This is a genomic window from Geodermatophilus sabuli (genome assembly GCF_900215145.1).
GTDB classification, from domain to species: Bacteria; Actinomycetota; Actinomycetes; order Mycobacteriales; family Geodermatophilaceae; genus Geodermatophilus; species Geodermatophilus sabuli.
In genome coordinates this window covers 222,544-242,023 of the sequence record NZ_OBDO01000001.1, presented here as the reverse complement: position 1 = coordinate 242,023, position 19,480 = coordinate 222,544, and the positions used below count along the sequence as shown (strand labels likewise).

General features: G+C 74.3%; 17 protein-coding genes and 1 tRNA gene. 10 read left to right on the top strand and 8 right to left on the bottom strand.

Annotated elements, in window-relative coordinates:
• The first annotated feature begins 135 nt into the window (after positions 1-135).
• Positions 136-567: a YccF domain-containing protein gene (locus CRP39_RS01225; protein ID WP_097205023.1), complete on the top strand. Its 432-nt coding sequence runs from the start codon at positions 136-138 to the stop codon at positions 565-567.
• 22 nt (positions 568-589) lie between these two features.
• Here CRP39_RS01225 and CRP39_RS01220 read toward each other — a convergent pair whose 3' ends face one another.
• From CRP39_RS01220 to CRP39_RS01205, 4 genes are all read right to left on the bottom strand, one after another.
• Positions 590-1,006 carry an acyl-CoA thioesterase gene (locus CRP39_RS01220; RefSeq protein ID WP_097203666.1) on the bottom strand — a complete coding sequence of 139 codons (417 nt, stop codon included), beginning with the start codon at positions 1,004-1,006 and terminating at the stop codon, positions 590-592.
• Between the two features lie 126 nt (positions 1,007-1,132).
• The gene (gene ettA / locus CRP39_RS01215; protein WP_097203664.1) at positions 1,133-2,803 is read right to left on the bottom strand and encodes an energy-dependent translational throttle protein EttA; all 1,671 of its coding nucleotides are present in this window, start codon (positions 2,801-2,803) and stop codon (positions 1,133-1,135) included.
• 103 nt (positions 2,804-2,906) lie between these two features.
• A complete protein-coding gene (locus CRP39_RS01210) occupies positions 2,907-3,452 on the bottom strand; it encodes a single-stranded DNA-binding protein (protein ID WP_097203661.1) in 546 nt (181 codons plus the stop codon).
• 185 nt (positions 3,453-3,637) lie between these two features.
• Positions 3,638-4,444, bottom strand: coding sequence for a class I SAM-dependent methyltransferase (locus tag CRP39_RS01205; RefSeq protein ID WP_216359564.1), 807 nt, complete (start codon positions 4,442-4,444; stop codon positions 3,638-3,640).
• Positions 4,445-4,579: 135 nt separating this feature from the next.
• Between CRP39_RS01205 and CRP39_RS01200 the strand changes: the two genes are divergently transcribed.
• Positions 4,580-4,652 (top strand) — tRNA-Arg (locus tag CRP39_RS01200).
• Positions 4,653-4,701: 49 nt separating this feature from the next.
• On the opposite strand, the gene CRP39_RS26090 is transcribed toward CRP39_RS01200, so the two are convergent.
• Positions 4,702-7,680: an FIMAH domain-containing protein gene (locus tag CRP39_RS26090; RefSeq protein ID WP_172442227.1), complete on the bottom strand. Its 2,979-nt coding sequence runs from the start codon at positions 7,678-7,680 to the stop codon at positions 4,702-4,704.
• Positions 7,681-8,140: 460 nt separating this feature from the next.
• Between CRP39_RS26090 and CRP39_RS01190 the strand changes: the two genes are divergently transcribed.
• Positions 8,141-8,818: a DUF4333 domain-containing protein gene (locus CRP39_RS01190; RefSeq protein WP_097203657.1), complete on the top strand. Its 678-nt coding sequence runs from the start codon at positions 8,141-8,143 to the stop codon at positions 8,816-8,818.
• Between the two features lie 69 nt (positions 8,819-8,887).
• Here the strand turns inward: CRP39_RS01190 and CRP39_RS01185 are convergent, their stop codons facing one another.
• Entirely contained in the window at positions 8,888-9,928 is a 1,041-nt protein-coding gene (locus CRP39_RS01185) for an LLM class flavin-dependent oxidoreductase (RefSeq protein WP_245853466.1), read from the bottom strand.
• A 212-nt stretch (positions 9,929-10,140) separates the two neighbouring features.
• Between CRP39_RS01185 and CRP39_RS01180 the strand changes: the two genes are divergently transcribed.
• On the top strand, positions 10,141-12,141 hold the full coding sequence (locus CRP39_RS01180) for a putative bifunctional diguanylate cyclase/phosphodiesterase (protein ID WP_097203654.1): 2,001 nt from the start codon (positions 10,141-10,143) through the stop codon (positions 12,139-12,141).
• Positions 12,142-12,143: 2 nt separating this feature from the next.
• Here CRP39_RS01180 and CRP39_RS01175 read toward each other — a convergent pair whose 3' ends face one another.
• Positions 12,144-12,938, bottom strand: coding sequence for an SGNH/GDSL hydrolase family protein (locus tag CRP39_RS01175; RefSeq protein WP_097205022.1), 795 nt, complete (start codon positions 12,936-12,938; stop codon positions 12,144-12,146).
• Between the two features lie 227 nt (positions 12,939-13,165).
• Between CRP39_RS01175 and CRP39_RS01170 the strand changes: the two genes are divergently transcribed.
• Entirely contained in the window at positions 13,166-13,693 is a 528-nt protein-coding gene (locus CRP39_RS01170) for an NUDIX domain-containing protein (protein WP_097203648.1), read from the top strand.
• 10 nt (positions 13,694-13,703) lie between these two features.
• On the opposite strand, the gene CRP39_RS01165 is transcribed toward CRP39_RS01170, so the two are convergent.
• Positions 13,704-15,125: a dihydrolipoyl dehydrogenase family protein gene (locus CRP39_RS01165; RefSeq protein ID WP_097203647.1), complete on the bottom strand. Its 1,422-nt coding sequence runs from the start codon at positions 15,123-15,125 to the stop codon at positions 13,704-13,706.
• A 113-nt stretch (positions 15,126-15,238) separates the two neighbouring features.
• Between CRP39_RS01165 and CRP39_RS01160 the strand changes: the two genes are divergently transcribed.
• The 5 genes from CRP39_RS01160 to CRP39_RS01140 all read left to right on the top strand — a co-directional run bounded on the left by CRP39_RS01160 (position 15,239) and on the right by CRP39_RS01140 (position 19,378).
• Positions 15,239-15,751 carry a flavin reductase family protein gene (locus tag CRP39_RS01160; protein WP_097203645.1) on the top strand — a complete coding sequence of 171 codons (513 nt, stop codon included), beginning with the start codon at positions 15,239-15,241 and terminating at the stop codon, positions 15,749-15,751.
• Positions 15,752-15,957: 206 nt separating this feature from the next.
• Complete coding sequence (locus tag CRP39_RS01155) at positions 15,958-16,482, top strand: sigma-70 family RNA polymerase sigma factor (RefSeq protein ID WP_216359563.1); 525 nt, start codon at positions 15,958-15,960, stop codon at positions 16,480-16,482.
• The gene (locus tag CRP39_RS01150; protein WP_097203642.1) at positions 16,466-17,542 is read left to right on the top strand and encodes a hypothetical protein; all 1,077 of its coding nucleotides are present in this window, start codon (positions 16,466-16,468) and stop codon (positions 17,540-17,542) included. The genes CRP39_RS01155 and CRP39_RS01150 overlap by 17 nt, the downstream gene beginning before the upstream one ends.
• 19 nt (positions 17,543-17,561) lie before the next feature.
• Positions 17,562-18,533, top strand: a complete 972-nt coding sequence (locus tag CRP39_RS01145; protein ID WP_097205020.1) for an ABC transporter ATP-binding protein — start codon at positions 17,562-17,564, stop codon at positions 18,531-18,533.
• On the top strand, positions 18,530-19,378 hold the full coding sequence (locus CRP39_RS01140) for an ABC transporter permease subunit (RefSeq protein ID WP_097203640.1): 849 nt from the start codon (positions 18,530-18,532) through the stop codon (positions 19,376-19,378). Before CRP39_RS01145 ends, CRP39_RS01140 begins: the two co-directional genes overlap by 4 nt.
• Positions 19,379-19,480: the final 102 nt, after the last annotated feature.

Sequence of the window (19,480 nt, the reverse complement as noted above, 5' to 3'; positions counted from 1 at the left end):
CCACCCTCGTGGGCAGAGCACGAGCACGCCGGGATCCGGTGCCCGCCTGGCGCTCGCGTGCCGCGCGTCTCCCACCCTGCCGAGCCGCCGGTGGAACCACCCGGCCGCGCGAACCGTGGAACAGACGTGGACACGATGCGGACCCTGCTGAACCTCGTCTGGCTGGTCCTCCAGGGCTGGGTCCTGGCGCTGGCCTACGCGCTGGCCGGCGTGGTGGCCTGTCTGCTGGTCGTCACCATCCCGTTCGGCATCGCCGCGTTCCGGCTGGCGGGCTTCGTGGTCTGGCCCTTCGGCCGGACGACGGTGCCGGCGCCGGAGGCCGGGGCGGCGTCGGCGCTGGGCAACGTGGTCTGGTTCGTCGTGGCCGGCTGGTGGCTGGCACTGATCCACGTCGTGAGCGGGATCGGGTTCTGCCTGACCGTCATCGGCATCCCGTTCGGGATCGCGTCCTTCAAGCTGGCCGCGGTCGGGCTCTTCCCGCTGGGCAAGCGGGTGGTGCGCACGGCTGCCCCGCGCGGCTGGGTGCACGCGGGCCCCGATCTGGTGCAGGCGGCGCCGACCCGCTGACGCCGGGTCGCGCCGGGGCCGCTCAGGCCGCCGGTGGCTCGTCGGTCCAGCGGGCGAGGAACGCCTTCTCCCCCGACGTGAGGCGGCGCGGCCGGTTGAGGGCGAAGTCGAAGGGGACCAGCAGGGTGCTGCCGGTGGCGGCGAGCTGCCCGTGGTCGAAGAGCTCGTAGTGGCAGGAGAACGCCGCCGCACGGACGCCGGAGACCCAGACCTGCACCTCCAGCGGTTCGGCGCCGTAGACCACCGAACGCTTGTACTGGATGTCGTGCCCGGCGACGACCAGTCCGCGCCGCATCCCGGTCTCCGAGTCGTGGGTCGGGTGCTCGAAGAACAGGTTGACCCGGGCCATCTCGAAGTAGCCGAGGAAGGCGACGTTGTTGATGTGCTGGTAGGCGTCCATGTCCGACCAGCGCATCGGGACGCGCACGGTGTGCCTCACGGGCTCCACCCTGCCGTACCGCCCGCGGCCACCCGCACGCGGTCGCCGCAGCCGGACGGGGCCACCGACGGCGACGGCCGGCCGGAGCGGGTGCTCCGGCCGGCCGTCGGCGTCGCGTGTTCTTTTTCAGTCGCGGCTCAGCTTGCGGTAGGTGGCGCGGTGCGGGCGGGCCGCCTCGGGGCCCAGCCGCTCGACCTTGTTCTTCTCGTAGTCGGCGAAGTTGCCCTCGAACCAGAACCACGTGGACTCGCCCTCGTAGGCCAGGATGTGCGTCGCCACCCGGTCGAGGAACCAGCGGTCGTGGCTGACCACGACGGCGCAGCCGGGGAACTCCAGCAGCGCGCCCTCGAGGCTGGTCAACGTCTCAGTGTCGAGGTCGTTCGTCGGCTCGTCGAGCAGCAGGAGGTTGCCGCCCTGCTTCAGGGTGAGGGCGAGGTTGAGACGGTTGCGCTCACCACCGGACAGCACGCCCGCCGGCTTCTGCTGATCCGGACCCTTGAACCCGAAGGCGGCGACGTAGGCCCGCGAGGGCATCTCCACGTTGCCGACCTGGATGTGGTCCAGGCCGTCGGAGACGACCTCCCACAGGGTCTTCTTCGGGTCGATACCGCTGCGGTTCTGCTCGACGTAGGACAGCTTGACGGTGTCGCCGACCTTGATCTCGCCGTCGTCCGGCTTCTCCTCGCCGACCAACATCTTGAACAGCGTGGTCTTGCCGACGCCGTTCGGGCCGACGACGCCGACGATGCCGTTGCGCGGCAGCGTGAACGACAGGTCGTCGATGAGCACGCGGTCGCCGAAGCCCTTGGTCAGCTTCTTCGTCTCGACCACGACGTTGCCCAGGCGCGGACCCGGCGGGATCTGGATCTCCTCGAAGTCCAGCTTGCGGTACTTGTCGGCCTCGGCCGCCATCTCCTCGTAACGCTGGAGGCGGGCCTTGCTCTTGGCCTGCCGGGCCTTGGCGCCGGACCGGACCCACTCCAGTTCCTCGGCCAGGCGCTTCTGCCGCTTGGCGTCCTTGGCGCCCTCGACCTTGAGGCGGGCGGCCTTGGTCTCCAGGTAGGTGGAGTAGTTGCCCTCGTAGGGGAAGGCGCGGCCGCGGTCGAGCTCGAGGATCCACTGCGCCACGTTGTCGAGGAAGTACCGGTCGTGGGTGACCGCGACGACGGTGCCGGCGTACTTCTCCAGGTGCTGCTCCAGCCACGCGACGCTCTCGGCGTCCAGGTGGTTGGTGGGCTCGTCGAGCAGCAGCAGGTCCGGCGCCTCGAGCAGCAGCTTGCACAGCGCGACACGGCGCCGCTCACCACCGGAGAGGACGGTGACGTCGGCGTCGCCGGGCGGGCAGCGCAGCGCGTCCATGGCCTGCTCGATGCGGGCGTCGAGCTCCCACCCGTCGTGGTTCTCGATGAACTCCATGAGCTCGCCCTGCTCGCCGAGGAGCGCGTCGAAGTCGGCGTCGGGCTCTCCCATCGCCGCGCTGACCTCCTCGAAGCGGGTCAGCGCGTCGCGGAGGGGCTTGACCGCCTCCTCGACGTTGCCGCGCACGTCGAGCTCCTCGTTCAGCGGCGGCTCCTGCAGCAGGATGCCGACCGTGGCCCCCGGCGCCAGCATGACGTCGCCGTTGGAGGGCTGCTGCAGGCCGGCCATGATCTGGAGCACGGTCGACTTGCCGGCACCGTTCGGCCCGAGCACGCCGATCTTGGCACCGGGCAGGAACGACAGGGTGACGTCGTCCAGGATCACCTTGTCGCCGTGCGCCTTGCGCGCACGCACCATCGTGTAGATGTACTGAGCCACTGGGCTTCGCAGGCCTTCCGTCGATTCGCGAGTGGAGGGCGGGCCGGCCGACTGCCGGCCCGCCCCCGTGCGTTCTCGCCCCCGATCCTCCCAGCCCGGGCAACTAGGCGTGCGCGGGCTCCGGGGTGAGGTCGGTGGCGTCCACCCCGTGCAACGCCGCGGTGGCGTCCACGTAGTCCCGCCCGGGCACCGGGATGTCGGACTCGGCCGCGAAACCGTCGGCGGCCGGGCGCGGCAGGGCGGCCATCGCCTCCTCGGCCGGGCCGTTGCCGACGTCGGCCGCGCGGGCCGGCCGAGTGCGCAGGAACGCCGCCGTGCCGCGGGCGAGGTTCGGGCCCACCGCGGCCGCCCGGATCCGCGGCGTGCTGCGGCGACCGTTCTCCGACTCCCAGCTGTGCGTGGTCAGCGTGCCGTGGACGATCACCGGATCGCCCTTGCTGACGCTGCCGGAGACGTTGCCCGACAGGTCGTTCCAGCACTCGACGTCGACCCAGAAGGTGCCGGAGTCGACGAACTCCTGGCTGCGGCTGTCGAAGCGGCGGGCGGTGGACGCCAGGCGGAAGTTGGTGACCGGGCTGCCGCCCTCCGGGCGGTACCGGCGGGGTGAGTCGACGACGTTGCCGACGACGGTGACGATCGTGTCGTTCACGGTGCTCCTCGGGGCTGCTGCGCCGGGGACCGGCGCGGCCGGCACGGTGCCGGTGTGCGATCGACCCTCGGTGCCGCCCGGCCCATGCGGCACCGCCCGTCGGCATCTGTGGACGGCGCCGGCTCCTGTGGACGAGCGGGAGGGCCACGTCCGCGGGGGCTGCTGCACTGTCCCGCGTGACCGTCTCAGCCGCGCCGGCCGCGCACCGCCCACGCGCGGGCGGACAGGTGGATCGACCCGTCCGGTGCGGGAGTGAGCCGGGCACGGAGCCCCTCCCGGAGCGCGGTGCGCCGGTCCTCCCCGAGCGAGGCCACGTACGCCGGTGCGGGCCCCGTCCCCCCGAGGAAGGGCGTCCAGTGGTCGTCGCGGTCCGCGAACACGGTCGGCACCACGATGCCCTCCACCTCGACGTCGTCGAACCCGGCGGCCAGGAACAGGTCGCGCAGCGGCCCGGGCCGGCAGTCGCCGAATCGGCGGCCCTCGTCGAGATCCCGGGCTGCGGGGTCGAGGTCGACGGCGGCGTCCCAGAACAGTCGGATGAGCTGCATCCCGTCGGCGTAGTCCCAGACGTAGGCCGCCACCACGCCGCCCGGCCGGACCACCCGCCGCATCTCCGCCAGGCCGGCGGGCCGGTCGGGCACGAAGTTGAGCACCAGGCCCGAGACCACCGCGTCGACCGACTCGTCGTGCAGCGGCAGCGCCTGGGCGGCCACCTCCCGGAAGGAGGCCCGGCCGTCGGGGACGTGCGACCTGGCGGAGGCCAGGAAGGCGGGCGAGGGGTCGACGCCGACGACGGACGCCGGCGACCAGCCGGCGAGCACCGCCTCGGTCAGCGCGCCGGTGCCGCAGCCGACGTCGAGCCAGGCCCGACCGGCGGGCACGCCCAGCCAGGCGAGGAACCGCGGCGCCACCGCACGGCTCCACCGGCCGACGTACGCCTCGTAGCCGGCCGCTCCGGCCCACGGTCCGGCAGCGGGAACCGGTTCACCCACGGGGCACCTCCCGACGCGCGGCGACGGCGCGGCGGCCATCGTCGTCCTGCGGCTGCCGCGGGCGCCAGGAGCGCCGCCACGCCCGGCCCGGCGGCCCGCGCGGTCGGCGTGGTGGGTGCGATGATCGGCAGCCGAGCGCCCGTAGCTCAGCGGATAGAGCAGGTGCCTTCTAAGCACTTGGTCGCAGGTTCGATCCCTGCCGGGCGCGCCGACGGGGCCCTCGTCGACGTCGACGAGGGCCCCGCTGCTCCCGGGCCCTACAGGTCCGTGACGACGACCGTCGCATCCGTGACGAGCAGCTCGGCGGCGGCCGAGGGGATGTCCTTGTCCTCGCGCGCCCTGACGTGCTGCGCGAAGGCCCGCAGCTGGTTCGCCGCGGCCGAGATCCGTCCACGGTCGAACGCGGCCTCGGCGGCCGCGAGCTCCCGCTCCAAGCTGCGGACGAGCCCCTGGCCGACGATGACGCCCTCGGCGGCATACCGCTCCAGCGTGGCCTGCAGCGAGGTGAGCGACGCCCGGACGGCGAACGTCACGCTCTGTCTGCTCACGTTGTCCGACTCGTCCCGCGCCTCGACCGACAGCGTGTGCTCACCCAGCGGCAGCTCCAGCAGGTCGAGCGCAGCACCGTCGGCCACGTCGGCTCCGTCCAGGGTGATCCGCACGTCGCCGATGCCGCTCTTGGCGTCCCCGACCTCGACGTCGACCGGAACCACCTCGTGGTGTTCGTAGTCCGCTGCCGTGGGACTGGCGATCGAGATCGTCGGCGGAACCGAGTCGACGACGGTGAACGTGACGCTCGACGAGCTCGTGTTTCCCGCGACGTCCGCGGCCGTCACCTGGAGGGTGTGCTCACCGAGGGAGAACGAGGACAGGTCGATCGATGCGCCGTCCTCGACCGCGGCACCGTCGAGGAGGATCACCGCCTCATGGATGCCGCTGAGGTCGTCGGAGACCGCGACGTCGACGGTCAACGTCTCCTGGTAGCCGTAACTGCGCTCCCCCGGCGTGGCGATCTCGATCGCCGGCGCCACGCTGTCCTCGGCCTGCAGCGCGGCCGCGTAGTCCCCGAGGGTCATGAACACCGCACCGCTGTCGGCCGCCAGGTGCTGGAGCTCGGTCAGGGTCTGCTGGAAGCCCGCGAACGCCACCGGGTCGAGCGCGCCGGTCCTGAAGTCGCCGTCGAAGGACGTGAGCTCGTACAGGACGGAGCAGACCCCGTAGCGCTCGAAGTCGTTGCGGCAGCGGTCGGCCAGCGACGTCGAGGCGTACTGCTCCCAGTCCGAGTAGTCCTTGCCGTCCCGGGTCGGAGTGCACACCTCGGGGTCGTCGCAGTCCACGCCGCTGTGCGCGGCCATCCCCTGGGTGTCGGTGCGCTGGCAGTCGGTCCACGACGCAGCTCCGTTGCCGCAAGCGATCTGCGACCACGGCAGGTGTACGAGACCGGTGTCGTCCACGTAGGTGAACCTCGGCGTCTCGGCGTACCAGGCGGACGCGACCCAGCGGTAGCCGAGGGCCTGGATGGCCTCGCCGGCCGCCGCGTCATAGGCGTCCGTCGGCGGCACGAATCCGCTCAGCTGGTGCGATGCACGCCCGAAGTCCACCGTTTCGAGCATCGCGTCGTGACCGACCCGCATCAGGTTGTACGACCGGGCGGCGTCCATACCGCAGTCGAACTCCGCCGCCGAGGTGCCGTGCTCCTCGACGTAGGGGCTGTAGACGCAGGTGTGGTAGGTACCGTGCTGGACCGCCTCGAAGTTGGGGTCGTCGATCACCTCGTCGAGGTACGCGGAGCCGCGGGCGGCGCCGAACCGCTGCGTGTCCCAGGGGATGACAGCAAGGCTGAAGGGCAGACCGCGAGCGAGCGACTCGTCCGTCAGGGCCTCCGCGATCTCCTGCCGGTAGCCGACGGACATCGCGTCCGCCCGCTGGGTGATGACGGGCTTTCGGCCCCACCCGATCCGGTCCGCCATCTGCACCTCGTAGGACCCGGCCCCGGGGTGGTCCGTCCGGTCGTCACGGGCGTCGCAGCGGTCCCCCCGGCCGTCCCCGTCGCCGTCGGCCTGGTCGCGGTTGGGCGTCCACGGGCAGTTGTCGGCGCCGTCGGCGGTGGCGTCGCCGTCGTCGTCCGGGTCACAAGCGTCCCCGGCGCCGTCCCCATCGGTGTCCAACTGGGCGGGGTTGGCGTTGTCGAGCTCCAGGTCCGGCTCGTTCGGCGTCGTCGGGCAGTTGTCGAGGGAATCCGAGAGTCCGTCGCCATCGGTGTCCGGCGCCTCGCCGTGCAGCATCGTCACTGGGTTGTCCACGAATGCGGAGTGGAAGCCACGGACCAGGTCGAGGTAGCCGTCGCCGTCCCAGTCGGCCGTGTCCACCACGTTGTGCACCAGCCCGGGCAGGCTCCTCGACGTGCAGGACCGGAACGCCGGGGCGGCGTCGGTCCCGCTGTTCAGGCACTGCCGGAGGGAGAACTGCTGAGTCGTGCCGTCCCTCGATCCGGCGACGAGGAGGTCGCGCCTGCCGTCGTCGTCGATGTCGACGACCGTCGGCTCGAAATAGCTCTCGGTCCCGAGGCCGGAGGTCGAGCGGGACACCACGGTCCGCGGGTCCTCGAGCACCGGGACCGTCGCCGTTCCGACGTTGGCGTAGAGCCGGACGGCCTTCTCGTTGGCCACTCCCCCGGTGCCGACGAGCAGGTCCGCGTCGCCGTCCCGGTCCCAGTCCACGACCTCCGGGGAGACGTAGGCGGTGCTGCTGCCGGTCGTCCCCCCGACCAGCGCGCCGCTCGTCGTGCGCAGCTGCCCGCAACTCCCACCGTCCACCCCGGTGGCCGCTGCGAGACAGAGGTGGACGCCCTTGCTGCCGGTGAGCGTGCCGAAGAGCAGGTCGTTCCGGCCGTCCCCGTTCCAGTCCGTGACGGACGGCCGGACGAAGGACACGGAGCCGGCCACGGACGACACGGAGCCGGCGGTGAAGACCGACGCCAGCGGCCCAAGGCCCCCATCGGGGCCTCGAGTGGCAACAGCCACCCCGCCGAACTGTTCCGCGGTGCGCAGTCCGAGGACGAGGTCGTCCCGACCGTCACCGTCCCAGTCGACGACGGTCGGTGCTGGGGCGTGGTCCTTCGTCAGCGCCACCAGGTCCACCGTCGTGTCGTACTCCCACGGGACCGGCGCCGCGCCCGCCAGTTGTTGCCCTGGGACGACCATCGCCCCCGCCAGGGCGAGCCCCGCCAGGAGCATCACCACCTGCGCGCGCCACCGCGCGCGTCCAGAACGTCCGCGCACCGCGCGCCCCCAGATCAGTCGAACTCGTGCATCACCGCGGGCTCCGAACGCCGCGGGGACCAGCACGGTAACGCGCGGTTCGTCACGCTCCGCACTGTTATGGCTGCCAACAGTGTGCGTGCCGCCACACACGTCGAGCATGGGCGTGCCCAACCCTGCATGGCGGGCGCCCTCGTCCGCGCGCGAGGGAACGCACACCTCGCACTCGGCCGACGAGGACCCGGCCACCAGCGCGCGGCTGGGACGCCCGTCGGCCAGCTCCGGCTGAGCCCGCCATCCGGCGCTGCGCGCCCATCACCACCGCCACGTCCGGACCCGGCTCGGGCCGGTCTCCAAGTCGGCCACCAGGCAGCGACAAGTGCGGCAAAAGGCCTTCCCGCCAGGGTCCCTCCCGAGCCCCGTTGGAGGAGGAACCATGACCCAGCAGATCAACACCCCCGGCCACCCGCAGCCGCCGCTCCCACCCGTCGGCGCCCCCGGTCAGCCGGCGGCCCCGTACGGCCAGTCGCCGTGCGGCCCCCCGCCGGCCGGCTTCGGCCCCCCGCAGCCGCCCGCCCCGCGGAAGAAGACGGGCGCGATCGTCGGCGCCGTCGTCGGCGTGCTGGTCCTCGTCGCGGGCCTGGCCGTCGGCGCGGTCCTCCTGTTTGGCACGACCACCATCGACACCGCCGAGGCCGAGCGGCAGATCGCCACGCTCACCGAGGAGCAGGTCGGCGTGGCGGCGGCCGACGTCTCCTGCCCCGAGGACGTCGAGGCCGAGGCCGGCGGCACGTTCTCCTGCACCGCCACGCTGGACGGCCAGCCGATCCGCTTCACCGTCGAGCAGACCGACGCCGAGGGCAACGTCCAGATCGAGAGCGACGAGACCTTCGTCGTCGTCGCCACCGTGGAGGAGTCCCTGGCCCAGCAGGTCGGCGCCGAGGCCGGCGTCGAGGCGGTCGCCACCTGCGAGACCGAGGGCCGCGGCGTGCTGGTCGGCGCCACGGGCACGCCGATCCCCTGCACGGTCACCAACGCCGAGGACGCCACCGACAGCATCGACGTCCTCGCCACGGTGGACGAGGCCGGCGACGTCAGCTACGAGGTGGCCTGACCCCGGCGACGACACAGGGCGGTGCCGCCGGGCGGACCCGGCGGCACCGCCCTGTGCGGCGGAGGGAGGTCAGCGCTCGGCGGGAGGCACCCAGCCGATGGCGGGGGCCACGTGGCGGACGACCGTCTCCAGCAGGCGGGCGTTGTAGTCCACGCCGAGCATGTTGGGCACGGTCAGCAGCAGGGTGTCGGCCTCGCGGACGGCGGCGTCCTTGGCCAGCTCCTCGGCCAGCTGGTCAGGCTCGCCGACGTAGCTCTTCCCGAAGCGGGCCCGCACGCCCTCGAGCAGGCCGACCTGGTCGTCGCCGGACCGCTCACCGAAGTACTGCCGGTCCAGGTCGGTGACGATCGGCATCACGCTGCGGCTGACCGACACCCGCGGCGTCCGCTCCCAGCCCGCGTCGGCCCAGGTCGCCCGGTAGCGGGCGATCTGCTCGGCCTGCAGCTCGTCGAACGGCACGCCGGTGTCCTCGACCAGCAGGGTGGAGCTCATCAGGTTCATGCCCTGCCGCGCCGTCCACTCGGCGGTCGCGCGGGTCCCCGACCCCCACCAGATGCGCTCGGCCAGGCCCGGCGACTGCGGCTGGACCGCCAGCCGGCCGGTCATCCCGCCGGTCATCTGCGGGTCGGCGTCCACCACCGGCTGACCGGAGATCGCGGCGAGGAACAGCGCGGTCTTCTGCCGGGCGAAGTCGGCGTCCGAGGTGCCCTCGGCGGGGATGTACCCGAAGGCCTCCGAGCCGCGCAGCGCCGTCTCGGGTGACCCCCGGCTGATGCCGAGCTGCAGCCGGCCGTCGGCGAGCAGGTCGGTCGCGGCGGCCTCCTCGGCCATGTACAGCGGGTTCTCGTACCGCATGTCGACGACCCCGGTGCCGATCTCGATCCGGGAGGTCCGCGCGGCCATGGCGGCCAGCAGGGGGAACGGGGAGGCCAGCTGCCGGGCGAAGTGGTGCACGCGCACGAAGGCACCGTCCACGCCGAGCTCCTCGGCGGCGACCGCCAGTTCCATGCTCTGCACCAGCGCGTCGCGGCCGGTGCGCACCTGTGATCCGGGGACCGGCTGCCAGTGCCCGAAGGACAGGAAACCGATCCGCTTCGGAGAGCCGTCCACTGCTCCACCTCTCTCGTCGTCCGTGGAGGGCAGCGCACCGGCGGCGTCCGGTGTTCCCGGAGCCCCCCGGCGGGGGACGACGGCCACACTGGCGCCCCATGCGTCACGTGTGCCGCCACCGTCCCTCGTCATCACTCAACGTGTTCGGTTGACCACGACTCTCCGATGAGAGGTTCCGTCACTTGACGGCATCGGTCCCTCACCCTGGACCGGTGAACCTGAGCGCCCCCGACGTACCGCGGCCCCGGGCGGGGACCCCCGGCGCCGCCACCGGCTCGCGGCTCCGCGCCATCGACACGCTGCTCGCCGACCGCGGCCAGCTCTTCCGCGCCCTGTTCCTCGCCGCGCCGATCCCGAAGGCCCTCGTCGACCTCGACGGGCACCTCCTCGTGGTCAACGAGGCGCTGTGCTCGATGACCGGGCGCACCGCCGAGGAACTCGTCGGCCGGCACGTCGACCTGCTCGCCCACCCCGACGAGGCACCGGTCCCGGACCTGCCGCCGGCCCCCGAGGGCCCGCTGGACCCGTGGCTGCGGCTGGACGGCGAGCGCCGGCTGCGCCGGACCGACAACAGCGAGCTGTGGGCGATGCAGTCCCACGAGGTCATCCACACCAGCACCGGCGCGCCGCAGTTCGTCGTCCTGTCGCTGGTCGACGTCACCGACCGCCGCCGGGCGGAGGAGGACCTCGTCCGCCGCGCCTACACCGACCCGCTGACCGGCCTGCCCAACCGCCGGGCCCTGGGCGAGCGCCTCAACCACGCGCTGGCCCTCTCCCGCCGCCGCGGCCTGCAGGTCGGCCTGGTGCACCTGGACCTCGACCGGTTCCAGGCGGTCAACGACGTCCTGGGTCACGAGGCCGGCGACCAGCTGCTCACCCAGGTCGCCGACCGGCTGCGCTGGAGCACCCGCATGGAGGACACCGCCGTGCGCCTGGGTGCCGACGAGTTCCTCATCCTCGCCGAGGACGTCGAGGACCTCGACGGGCTGCGCGCGCTGGCCGACCGCCTGCTGTCGGTGCTCGACGACCCCTTCCTCATCGGCGACCGCGAGATCGTGCTGTCGGCCAGCGTGGGCCTGACCCTCGGCAACGACGTCGCCCCGGACGACCTGCTGCGGCAGGCACACAACGCGCTCGCGCGGGCGAAGGCCGACGGCAGCCGCGCCCGCATCGAGGTGCACGACGGCGTGCTCAGCGACAGCGAGGTCGACCAGCTCCAGCTGGAGACCGATCTGCGGCACGCCCTGGACTCCGACGAGCTGCGGCTGTTCTACCAGCCGATCGTGGCCCTGGCCGACGAGACGCTGCTCGGTTACGAAGCGCTCATCCGCTGGCAGCACCCCACCCGCGGGCTGCTGCCGCCGGCTGCGTTCATGGCCGCCGCCGAGGACAACCGGCTGACCTCCAAGCTCGGCGCGTGGGTGCTGCGCCGCGCCTGCGTGGACGCCGCCACCTGGCCGGCCGGCCTGCGCGTGCACGTCAACATCTCCGCCCGGCACCTGGCCGAACCCGGCTTCGCCGAGCTGGTGACCGACGCCCTGGCCGAGTCCGGCCTGCCGCCGGAGCGGCTGGAGCTGGAGATCACCGAGTCGACGGCGCTGTTCGCCGCCGAAGCCACCCTGCAGGCGGTGTCGGAGGTGACCGACGCCGGCGTCACCCTGGCGCTGGACGACTTCGGCACCGGCTACTCGGCGATCACCGCGCTGCACCGGCTGCCCATCCACACGGTGAAGATCGACCGCACCTTCGTCGCCGACGTGGTCACCGAGCCCTCCACCGCGGCGCTGGTCCAGGGCCTGGTGCAGCTCGGCCTGGGCATGGGCCTGCAGGTCATCGCAGAGGGCATCGAGGACCTCGACCAGGCCGACTGGCTGCGTGAGCACGGCTGCGAGATGGCCCAGGGATACGCCTTCGGCCGGCCCGCGCCGCTGCCCGGCCCCGCCCCGACCACCGAGGACGTCGAGCTGGCCGGGACCATGCCGCCCGGCACGGTCACCGTGGAGGACGTCCTGGCCGCCGAGCACGCCCTGGTGGTGGAGGAGATGGAGTACGCCGACCCGGCTCCGGACGTCGGCCCGCCGTCCGGCCCGCCGTCCGGCCCGGCGCTGCGGCTGGTCCGCGGCCCGGAGGCCGAGGCCACCCGCGCCGAGGCCACCCGCGCCGAGGACGACGCTGCCGGCGAGGACGACGACGAGGACGACGACCGGGCCTGATCTCAGCCTCGGGCCAGCGCCAGCGGGACCGGCCGCTTGGCCGCGCGGCCGTCCCCCGAGGAGCGGCCGCGCAGACGGCGGGCGACCCACGGGGCGACGAAGCCGCGCACCCACGCCGCCTCCTCGGCCAGCGCCGCCCGCAGGGCCCGCGGCGGCTGGGGGGCCAGCGGCTGCCGCCAGTCGTCGCCGACCGGCAGGCCGAGCGCGGTGGCGGCGGCCAGCGCCGTCCGGCGGTGCCCCTCGTCGGTGAGGTGGATGCGGTCGCTGTCCCACATGCGCCAGTCCTGGACCCAGCCGGCGCCCCACTGGTCGAGGACGACGGCGCCGTGCCGGGCCGCGATCGACCACAGCGAGGCGTTGAACACCGCCACCCGCCCCCGGGTGCGGCGGACGATCGGCGTCTGGCGCGGGTCGACGCCGGTGGCCAGCAGCACGTCGGCACCGGTGGCCCGGAGGCGCACGACCGCGTCCTCCAGCACGGCGGCCAGCCGGTCGGGGTCGGCGCCCGGACGCAGCAGGTCGTTGCCGCCGGCCACCAGGCTCACCAGGTCCGGCCGCGCGTCCAGCGCCACCGGCACCTGCTCCGCGACCACCTGCGGCAGCAGCCGCCCCCGGACGGCGAGGTTGGCGTACTCCACCTCGCCGTCGGCCGCGGCCGCCAGGTGCTCGGCCAGCCGGTCGGCCCAGCCGCGGTACTCCCCCGGCCGCTGCGGGTCGGGGTCGCTGAGCCCCTCGGTGAAGGAGTCGCCGAGGGCGACGTAGCGGCGCCAGGAGGTACGGGAGGGCTCGAGCTGCACGGCGTCCACTCCAGCACGGCGCCCGATCGACCGGCGACCACGGCCGTGGTGAGGCCCCACACAGGGCGCCCCACCTGCGCCGACGCCACCAGGGGTGCATGCGCACCGACGTCGCGGCGACCCTGACGATCTCCTCCCGCGCCTGGGCGGAGGCGCTGCGGCCCAGCCGGACCCGTCCCCCACCCTGCGCAGACCCGGGACGGGGCCGGCCCCTGCAGGATGGCCGCATGCGCACGACGAGCAGCCGGGAGGTCTACCGCAACCCGTGGATCCGGGTGCGGGAGGACGAGGTCGAGCGGGCGGACGGGTCCAGGGGCGTCTACGGCGTCGTGGAGAAGCCGCACTTCGCGGTGGTGCTCCCCGCCGAGCGCGACGGGTTCTGGCTGGTCGAGCAGTTCCGCCACCCGGTCGGCCGGCGGGCCTGGGAGTTCCCGCAGGGCACCTGGTCGCACGGAGCCTCCGGCACCGCCGAGGAGCTGGCCCGGGCGGAGCTGGCCGAGGAGACGGGGCTGCGGGCCGGGTCGCTGCGTCACCTCGGCCGCCTGGACCTCGCGCCGGGGCTGTCCCCGCAGGAGTTCGACGTCTGGCTGGCCACCGACCTGACCCCGGGCCCGACCGCGCGGGAGGCCACCGAGGCCGACATGCGCTGTGCCTTCGTCCCGGAGGCGGAGCTGCGGGCGCGGGTGCGCGACGGCCGCTTCACCGACGGCCCGAGCCTGGCCGCCTACAGCCTGCTGCTGCTCGACCGCGGCTGAGCCCACCGCCTCACCCGCGGTAGGTCTCCAGCAACCGCAACCAGATCTCGCTCATCGTCGGGTAGGCGGGGACGGCGTGCCACAGCCGCGCGATCGGCACCTCGCCGACCACCGCGACGGTCGCGGCGTGCAGCAGCTCGGCCACACCCGGCCCCACGAAGGTGACGCCGAGCAGCACCTCCCGCTCGGCGTCGACCACCGCGACCGCCGTCCCGGTGTAGCCGTCGGCGTGCAGCGAGGCCCCGGCGACGCTGCCGATCGGGTACACCACGACCCGGTGCGGCACCCCGGCCTTCGCCGCCCGCGCGCGGGTCAGCCCGACACTGGCCACCTGCGGCTCGGTGAAGACCACCGACGGGGTGGCCCGCCGGTCGGCGGTGGCGGCGGTCGGCGACCAGTCCGCCGTCGACACCTGCTCTCCGCGGGCACGGGCCACGATCGCCGCGCCGGCCTGCCGCGCCTGGTACTTGCCCATGTGGGTCAACTGCCGCCGGCCGTTGACGTCGCCGACGCCGTAGAGCCACGGCAGACCCCGCACCTGCAGCGAGTCGTCCACGTCGAGGTACTCCCCCGGCGTCAGGCCGACCGTGCCCAGCCCGGCGTCGGCCGTGCGCGCCTGCCGGCCGACGGCCACGAGCACCTCGTCGCCGCGCAGCTCGCCGCCGGTGCACTGCAACACCACCTCGCCGCCGTCCCGCCGGGCGGCGAGCACGTCGGTGCGCAGCCGGACGTCGACGCCGCGGTCGCGCAGCGCCGCGGCGACCGCGTCCCCCGCCTCGGGCTCCATCTCCTCGAGCAGCCGGTCGCCGCGCTGCACGAGGGTGACCCGGGCACCGAGGGCCTGCCACGCCGTGGCCATCTCGCAGCCGACGTAGCCGCCGCCCACGACCAGCAGCCGGCCCGGTGCCTCCTTGGCGCTGGTGGCGTCCCGCGGGGTCCACGGGTCGATGCCGGGCAGCCCCTCGATCGGCGGGACGGCGGCCTCCGACCCGGTGCAGACGGCCACCGCGTGCCGGGCGGTGAGCCGGGTCGTCGTCCCCCCGGTGCCGGTGACGACCACCGTGCGCTCGCCGTCGAGCCGGCCGGTGCCGCGGAGCAGCGCGATGCCGGCGCCGTCGACCCACTCGGCCTGGGAGGAGTCGTCCCAGCCGTGGGTGAAGGAGTCCCGGCGGGCGAGCGTGGCCGCGACGTCCTGCTCACCGGTGACCGCCTGCCGCGCGCCGTCCACCGCCCGCGCCGCGGTCAGCACCTCGGTGCCGCGCAGCAGCGCCTTGCTCGGCATGCACGCCCAGTAGGAGCACTCCCCGCCGACCAGCTCGGCCTCGACCAGGGCGGCGCTGAGCCCACCCCGGACGACGACGTCGGCGACGTTCTCCCCCGTCGACCCCGCGCCCAGGACGACGACGTCGAACTCCTGCTCCTGTCCGCTCACGTCCCCTGGTTCGCTCCCGCGGGGCGCTCCGCTCCTCGCTCGTTCCTCGCTGCGATGCTCACGCCCCTGTCCGCTCACGCGCCCGATCCTGGCCGTGTGGTCGACTGGCCGCCATGCCGGTCGACGCCGCCGCCTTCGCCGAGGCCCTCCGCCAGTACGCCGCCGGGGTGTGCCTGCTGACCGTGCGCGACGGCATCGACGACGTCGGGACCACCGTCACCTCGGTGATGAGCGCGTCGGCCGAGCCCCCGCTGGTCGCCGTCGGGCTGACCGCCGACGGCTACCCCGCGGAGGTGCTCGAGGAGGTCGGCTCCTGCGCGCTGACCGTGCTGGCCGCCGAGCACGCGATCGTGGCGTCACGGTTCTCCTCGGCGGGCCGGCCCAGCGCCCGGCACCTGCTGGAGGCGGTGCGCTGGACGCGCGCCTCCGGCAGCGGGGCGATCGTGCTCAGCGGTGGGCTGGTCGCCCTCGACTGCCGCCTCGTGCGGGTGGTCGAGGCCGGGGACCACGTCCTCGCGCTGCTCGGCGTCGAGGAGGTGCTGCCGGGCGAGGCGTCGGCCGCCCCGCTGCTGCGGCACCGCGGCCGCTACGTCGACGCGGCCGGCCGCCCGGCGGGCCGCGCCTGACCCCTCCCGCCGCACCCCAGCCGGTGCAGGGCGGCACACGGTCGTCCCGTGGTCGCGCACACTGCGACCCGGTGTCACATTGCTGCCCCCGGCGGTGCTCTACGGACATGGACCTCGTTCGGCACGGACCACCGACAGCCGCGGCGGCCGTCCCGGCTCCCGGGACGGTCCCGGGGCGGGCGCCGGTCCGGGCCGGGAGGAAGGGCGTGGCGGTGGCGGGGGCAGCGGCGCACGGAGCCGTCCGGGACGACCTCGGTGAGGTGTTCCGCCGCGACTACGCCCGGGTCGTCGGCGTGGCCGCCCGGGTGCTCGGGTCGCGGGACGAGGCGGAGGACGTCGCGCAGGAGGTGTTCCTCGCCTTCGGCCGGTCGTCGGTGCCCGCCGGCGAGGCCCCCGGCTGGCTGTCGGTGGCCGCCGCCCACACCGCGCTCAACCACCTCCGCACCGGCCGCCGGCGCACCGCCCGCGAGGAGTCCCTCGCCGCGGTCCCCCCGGTCGAACCGGACGTGGCCGACGCCGTCGTCACCCGCGAGGAACGCAGCCGGGTGCGGGCCGCCCTCGGCCGGCTCCCGAAGAAACAGGCCGTCGCCCTCGTCCTCCGGCACAGCGGGCTGAGCTACACCGAGGTGGCGACGGCCCTCGACATGTCCCCCGGCAGCGTCGGCACGACCGTGCGGCGCGCCGAGTCCGCCCTTCGCAAGGAGTTGAACCGTCATGCGTCATCCGACTGAGGGCGACCTCCGCCGGCTCGTCGACGAGCCCGCCGGCGTGACCGACGCCGACCGCGCGCACGTCGCCTCGTGCCCCACCTGCCTGCAGGCGCTGGAGGAGATCCGCGCGGACGCCCGGCTCGTCGACTCCGCCCTCGCCCCCGCGGCCGACGGGATCGACCTGGACGCGGCCTGGGCCCGGCTGACGGCCACCGAGGTGGCCGGACGGCGACAGTCGAGCCCGCGCTCGCGCCGCTCGTGGCGGACGGCGGTGCGCCGCCCGGCGGTCGCCGTCGTCAGCGCGGCCGTCCTGGTCGGCGGGGCCGGGGTGGCGGCGGCCAACGACTGGCTGCCGATCTTCCAGACCGAACGCGTCGACCCGGTGGAGCTGACCTCGACCGAGCTGGTCCAGCTGCCCGACCTCTCCGCCTACGGCGACCTCGACGTCCCGCAGGAGCCCGGCACGGAGCAGGTGGCCGACGCCGCGGCCGCGTACGAGCGGACCGGCCTGACCGTCCCCGGGGTCGCCGAGCTGCCCGAGGGCGTGACCGGGGAACCGACCTACCAGGCGGCCGACGTCGTGAGCGCGACGTTCACCTTCTCGGCTGCGAAGGCCGCGCAGGCCGCGGCCGCCGAGGGAGAGGTCCTGCCGCCTCCGCCCGCCGGGGTGGACGGCGCCGCCCTCCGGCTGCAGGCCGGCCCCGGGGTCGCGGCGGTCTGGTCGCAGCCCACCGGTGCGCCGACCCTGGTCGTGGCCCGCGTGGTCGCGCCGCAGGTGTACTCCTCCGGCGTGCCGTACGAGGTGGTGCGCGACTACCTGCTGTCCCTCCCGGGCCTGCCCGACGGTCTCGCCGACCAGCTGCGCGAGCTCTCCGCCGACGCCTCGACGCTGCCGCTGCCCGTGCCCGCCGAGCTGGTGACCAGCTCGTCGGCCGACGTCGACGGCGCCGACGCGACGGTGCTCACCTCCCGCGACGGGCTGTTCGCCGCCGTGATGTGGGTCGAGGACGGTGTGGTCACCGGCGTCGCCGGGTCGCTGAGCGCCGAGGAGCTCCTGACGGTCGCCCGTGACCTCCGGTGACACCGCTACCGTCCGGGGGATGACCTCCGAGACGGCTGCCGCGGGGTCCACGGCCGACCAGGTCGACGGCCTGCCGCCGTCCCCGGCGGTCTGGTGTTCCGGGCTGCGCAAGCGGTACGGGCGCCAGACCGCCGTCGACGACGTCTCCTTCACCGTCGCCCGCGGCGAGGTGCTCGGCCTGCTCGGCCCCAACGGGGCCGGGAAGACCAGCGTCATCAAGATGCTGCTGGGCCTCGTGCGCCCCGATGCCGGTGAGGTGCTGTTGCTCGGGCGGCGGGCGTCCGACCCCCGGTCCCGCAGCGCCGTCGGGTACCTGCCCGAGCTGTTCCGCTACCAGCCGTGGTTGACCGCGGCGGAGGTGCTGGACCTGCACGTGAAGCTGGCCCGCGTCGACGTCGGCGCCTCCGAGCGGCGGGAGTGCCTGGCGCTCGTCGGCCTCGCCGACCGGGCCGGGGACCGGGTCGGGGGGTTCTCGAAGGGCATGCAGCAGCGCCTCGGCCTCGCCGTCGCGCTGGTCGCCCGCCCGGAGCTCGTGGTGCTCGACGAGCCCACCAGCGCGCTGGACCCGCTCGGCCGGGTCGACGTCCGCGACCTCGTCCTCTCGCTGCGGTCGCGGGGCGTCACGGTGCTGCTCAACTCCCACCTGATCGGCGAGGTGGAGCGGGTGTGCGACCGGGTGGTGATCCTCGACAAGGGCCGGGTGGCGGCGTCGGGCACCCTGGCCGAGCTGCTCGGCCAGCGCGAGGTCCGGCTGCGGCTGGGGGCCGCGGACGGCCGGGTGGAGGACCGGCTGCGGGCCGCCGGGGCCCTGTCGCGCAGCGGCGACTGGTTCACCGTCGCCCTCCCGGCGGACGACGACGGCGTCACCGTGCCCGACCTGGTGCGTGACCTGGTCGGCCTGGGCGTGCGCGTGCACGCCGTCGAGCCGGTGCGGATCAGCCTGGAGGAGCGCCTGCTCGCCGTCCTGCGACACGAGGAACCCGCACCGTGACGGCGCTGACCGTCGCCGGGCTCACGGTGCGCGAGGCCGCCCGGCGCCGCGTGGTGTGGGCCCTCCTGGTGCTGACCGTGGTGCTGCTCGCGCTCAGTGCCTGGGGCTTCTCGAAGCTGATCGGCCTGGACACCGAGCTGGGCACGATGACCAGCGGTGAGGCCCGCCTCGTGGCCTCCCTGCTGCTCAACCTGATCATGTTCGGGTACAGCCTCATCGCGGCGATCGGCACGGCCTTCCTCGCCGGCCCCACGGTCGCCGGGGAGGTGGAGTCGGGTCAGGCGCTGGCGCTGCTCGCGCGTCCGGTGCGCCGCTCGGCCGTCCTGTTCGGCAAGTGGCTGGGCCTGGTCGCCTTCGGCTGCGGCTACGTGGTCCTGGCCGGCCTGGCGCAGATCCTCGTCGTCCGTACGGTCGTCGGCTACTGGCCCCCGGCACCCGTGGCGGGGCTCGCGCTGCTCGCGGCCGAGACGATCGTGCTGCTGACCCTCGCCCTGCTGCTGTCCAGCGTCGTCTCGACGATGGCCTCGGGCATCGTCGCCGTCGGTCTGTTCGGGGCGACCTGGGTCGCGGGGGTGGTCGGCGGCCTCGGCGCGGCCCTGGGCAACGAGGGCGTAGCACGCGTGGGCACCGTGTCGCGGGTCCTGCTGCCCACCGACGGCCTGTGGCGGGGGGCCATGAACGCCTTCCAGGACCCGGTCGCGCTCGTCCAGATGGGCCCCGGGGAGGGCGGCTTCCCGTTCCTGAGCGATGCTCCCCTCACCCCGGCCTACCTGGCGTGGGCGGTGGTGTGGGTGGCCGTGGTCTGGGGGCTGACCGCGCTGTCGTTCCAGCGCCGCGACGTCTGAGGGGCCACCCTCCTCTCCCGCCTCGCAGGCTCGGCGCGGGCACCTGGAGGGTGGCCGTTCCATCGCGTCACCGGCTCGCGGCGGGACCCGGCAGGGGGCCAG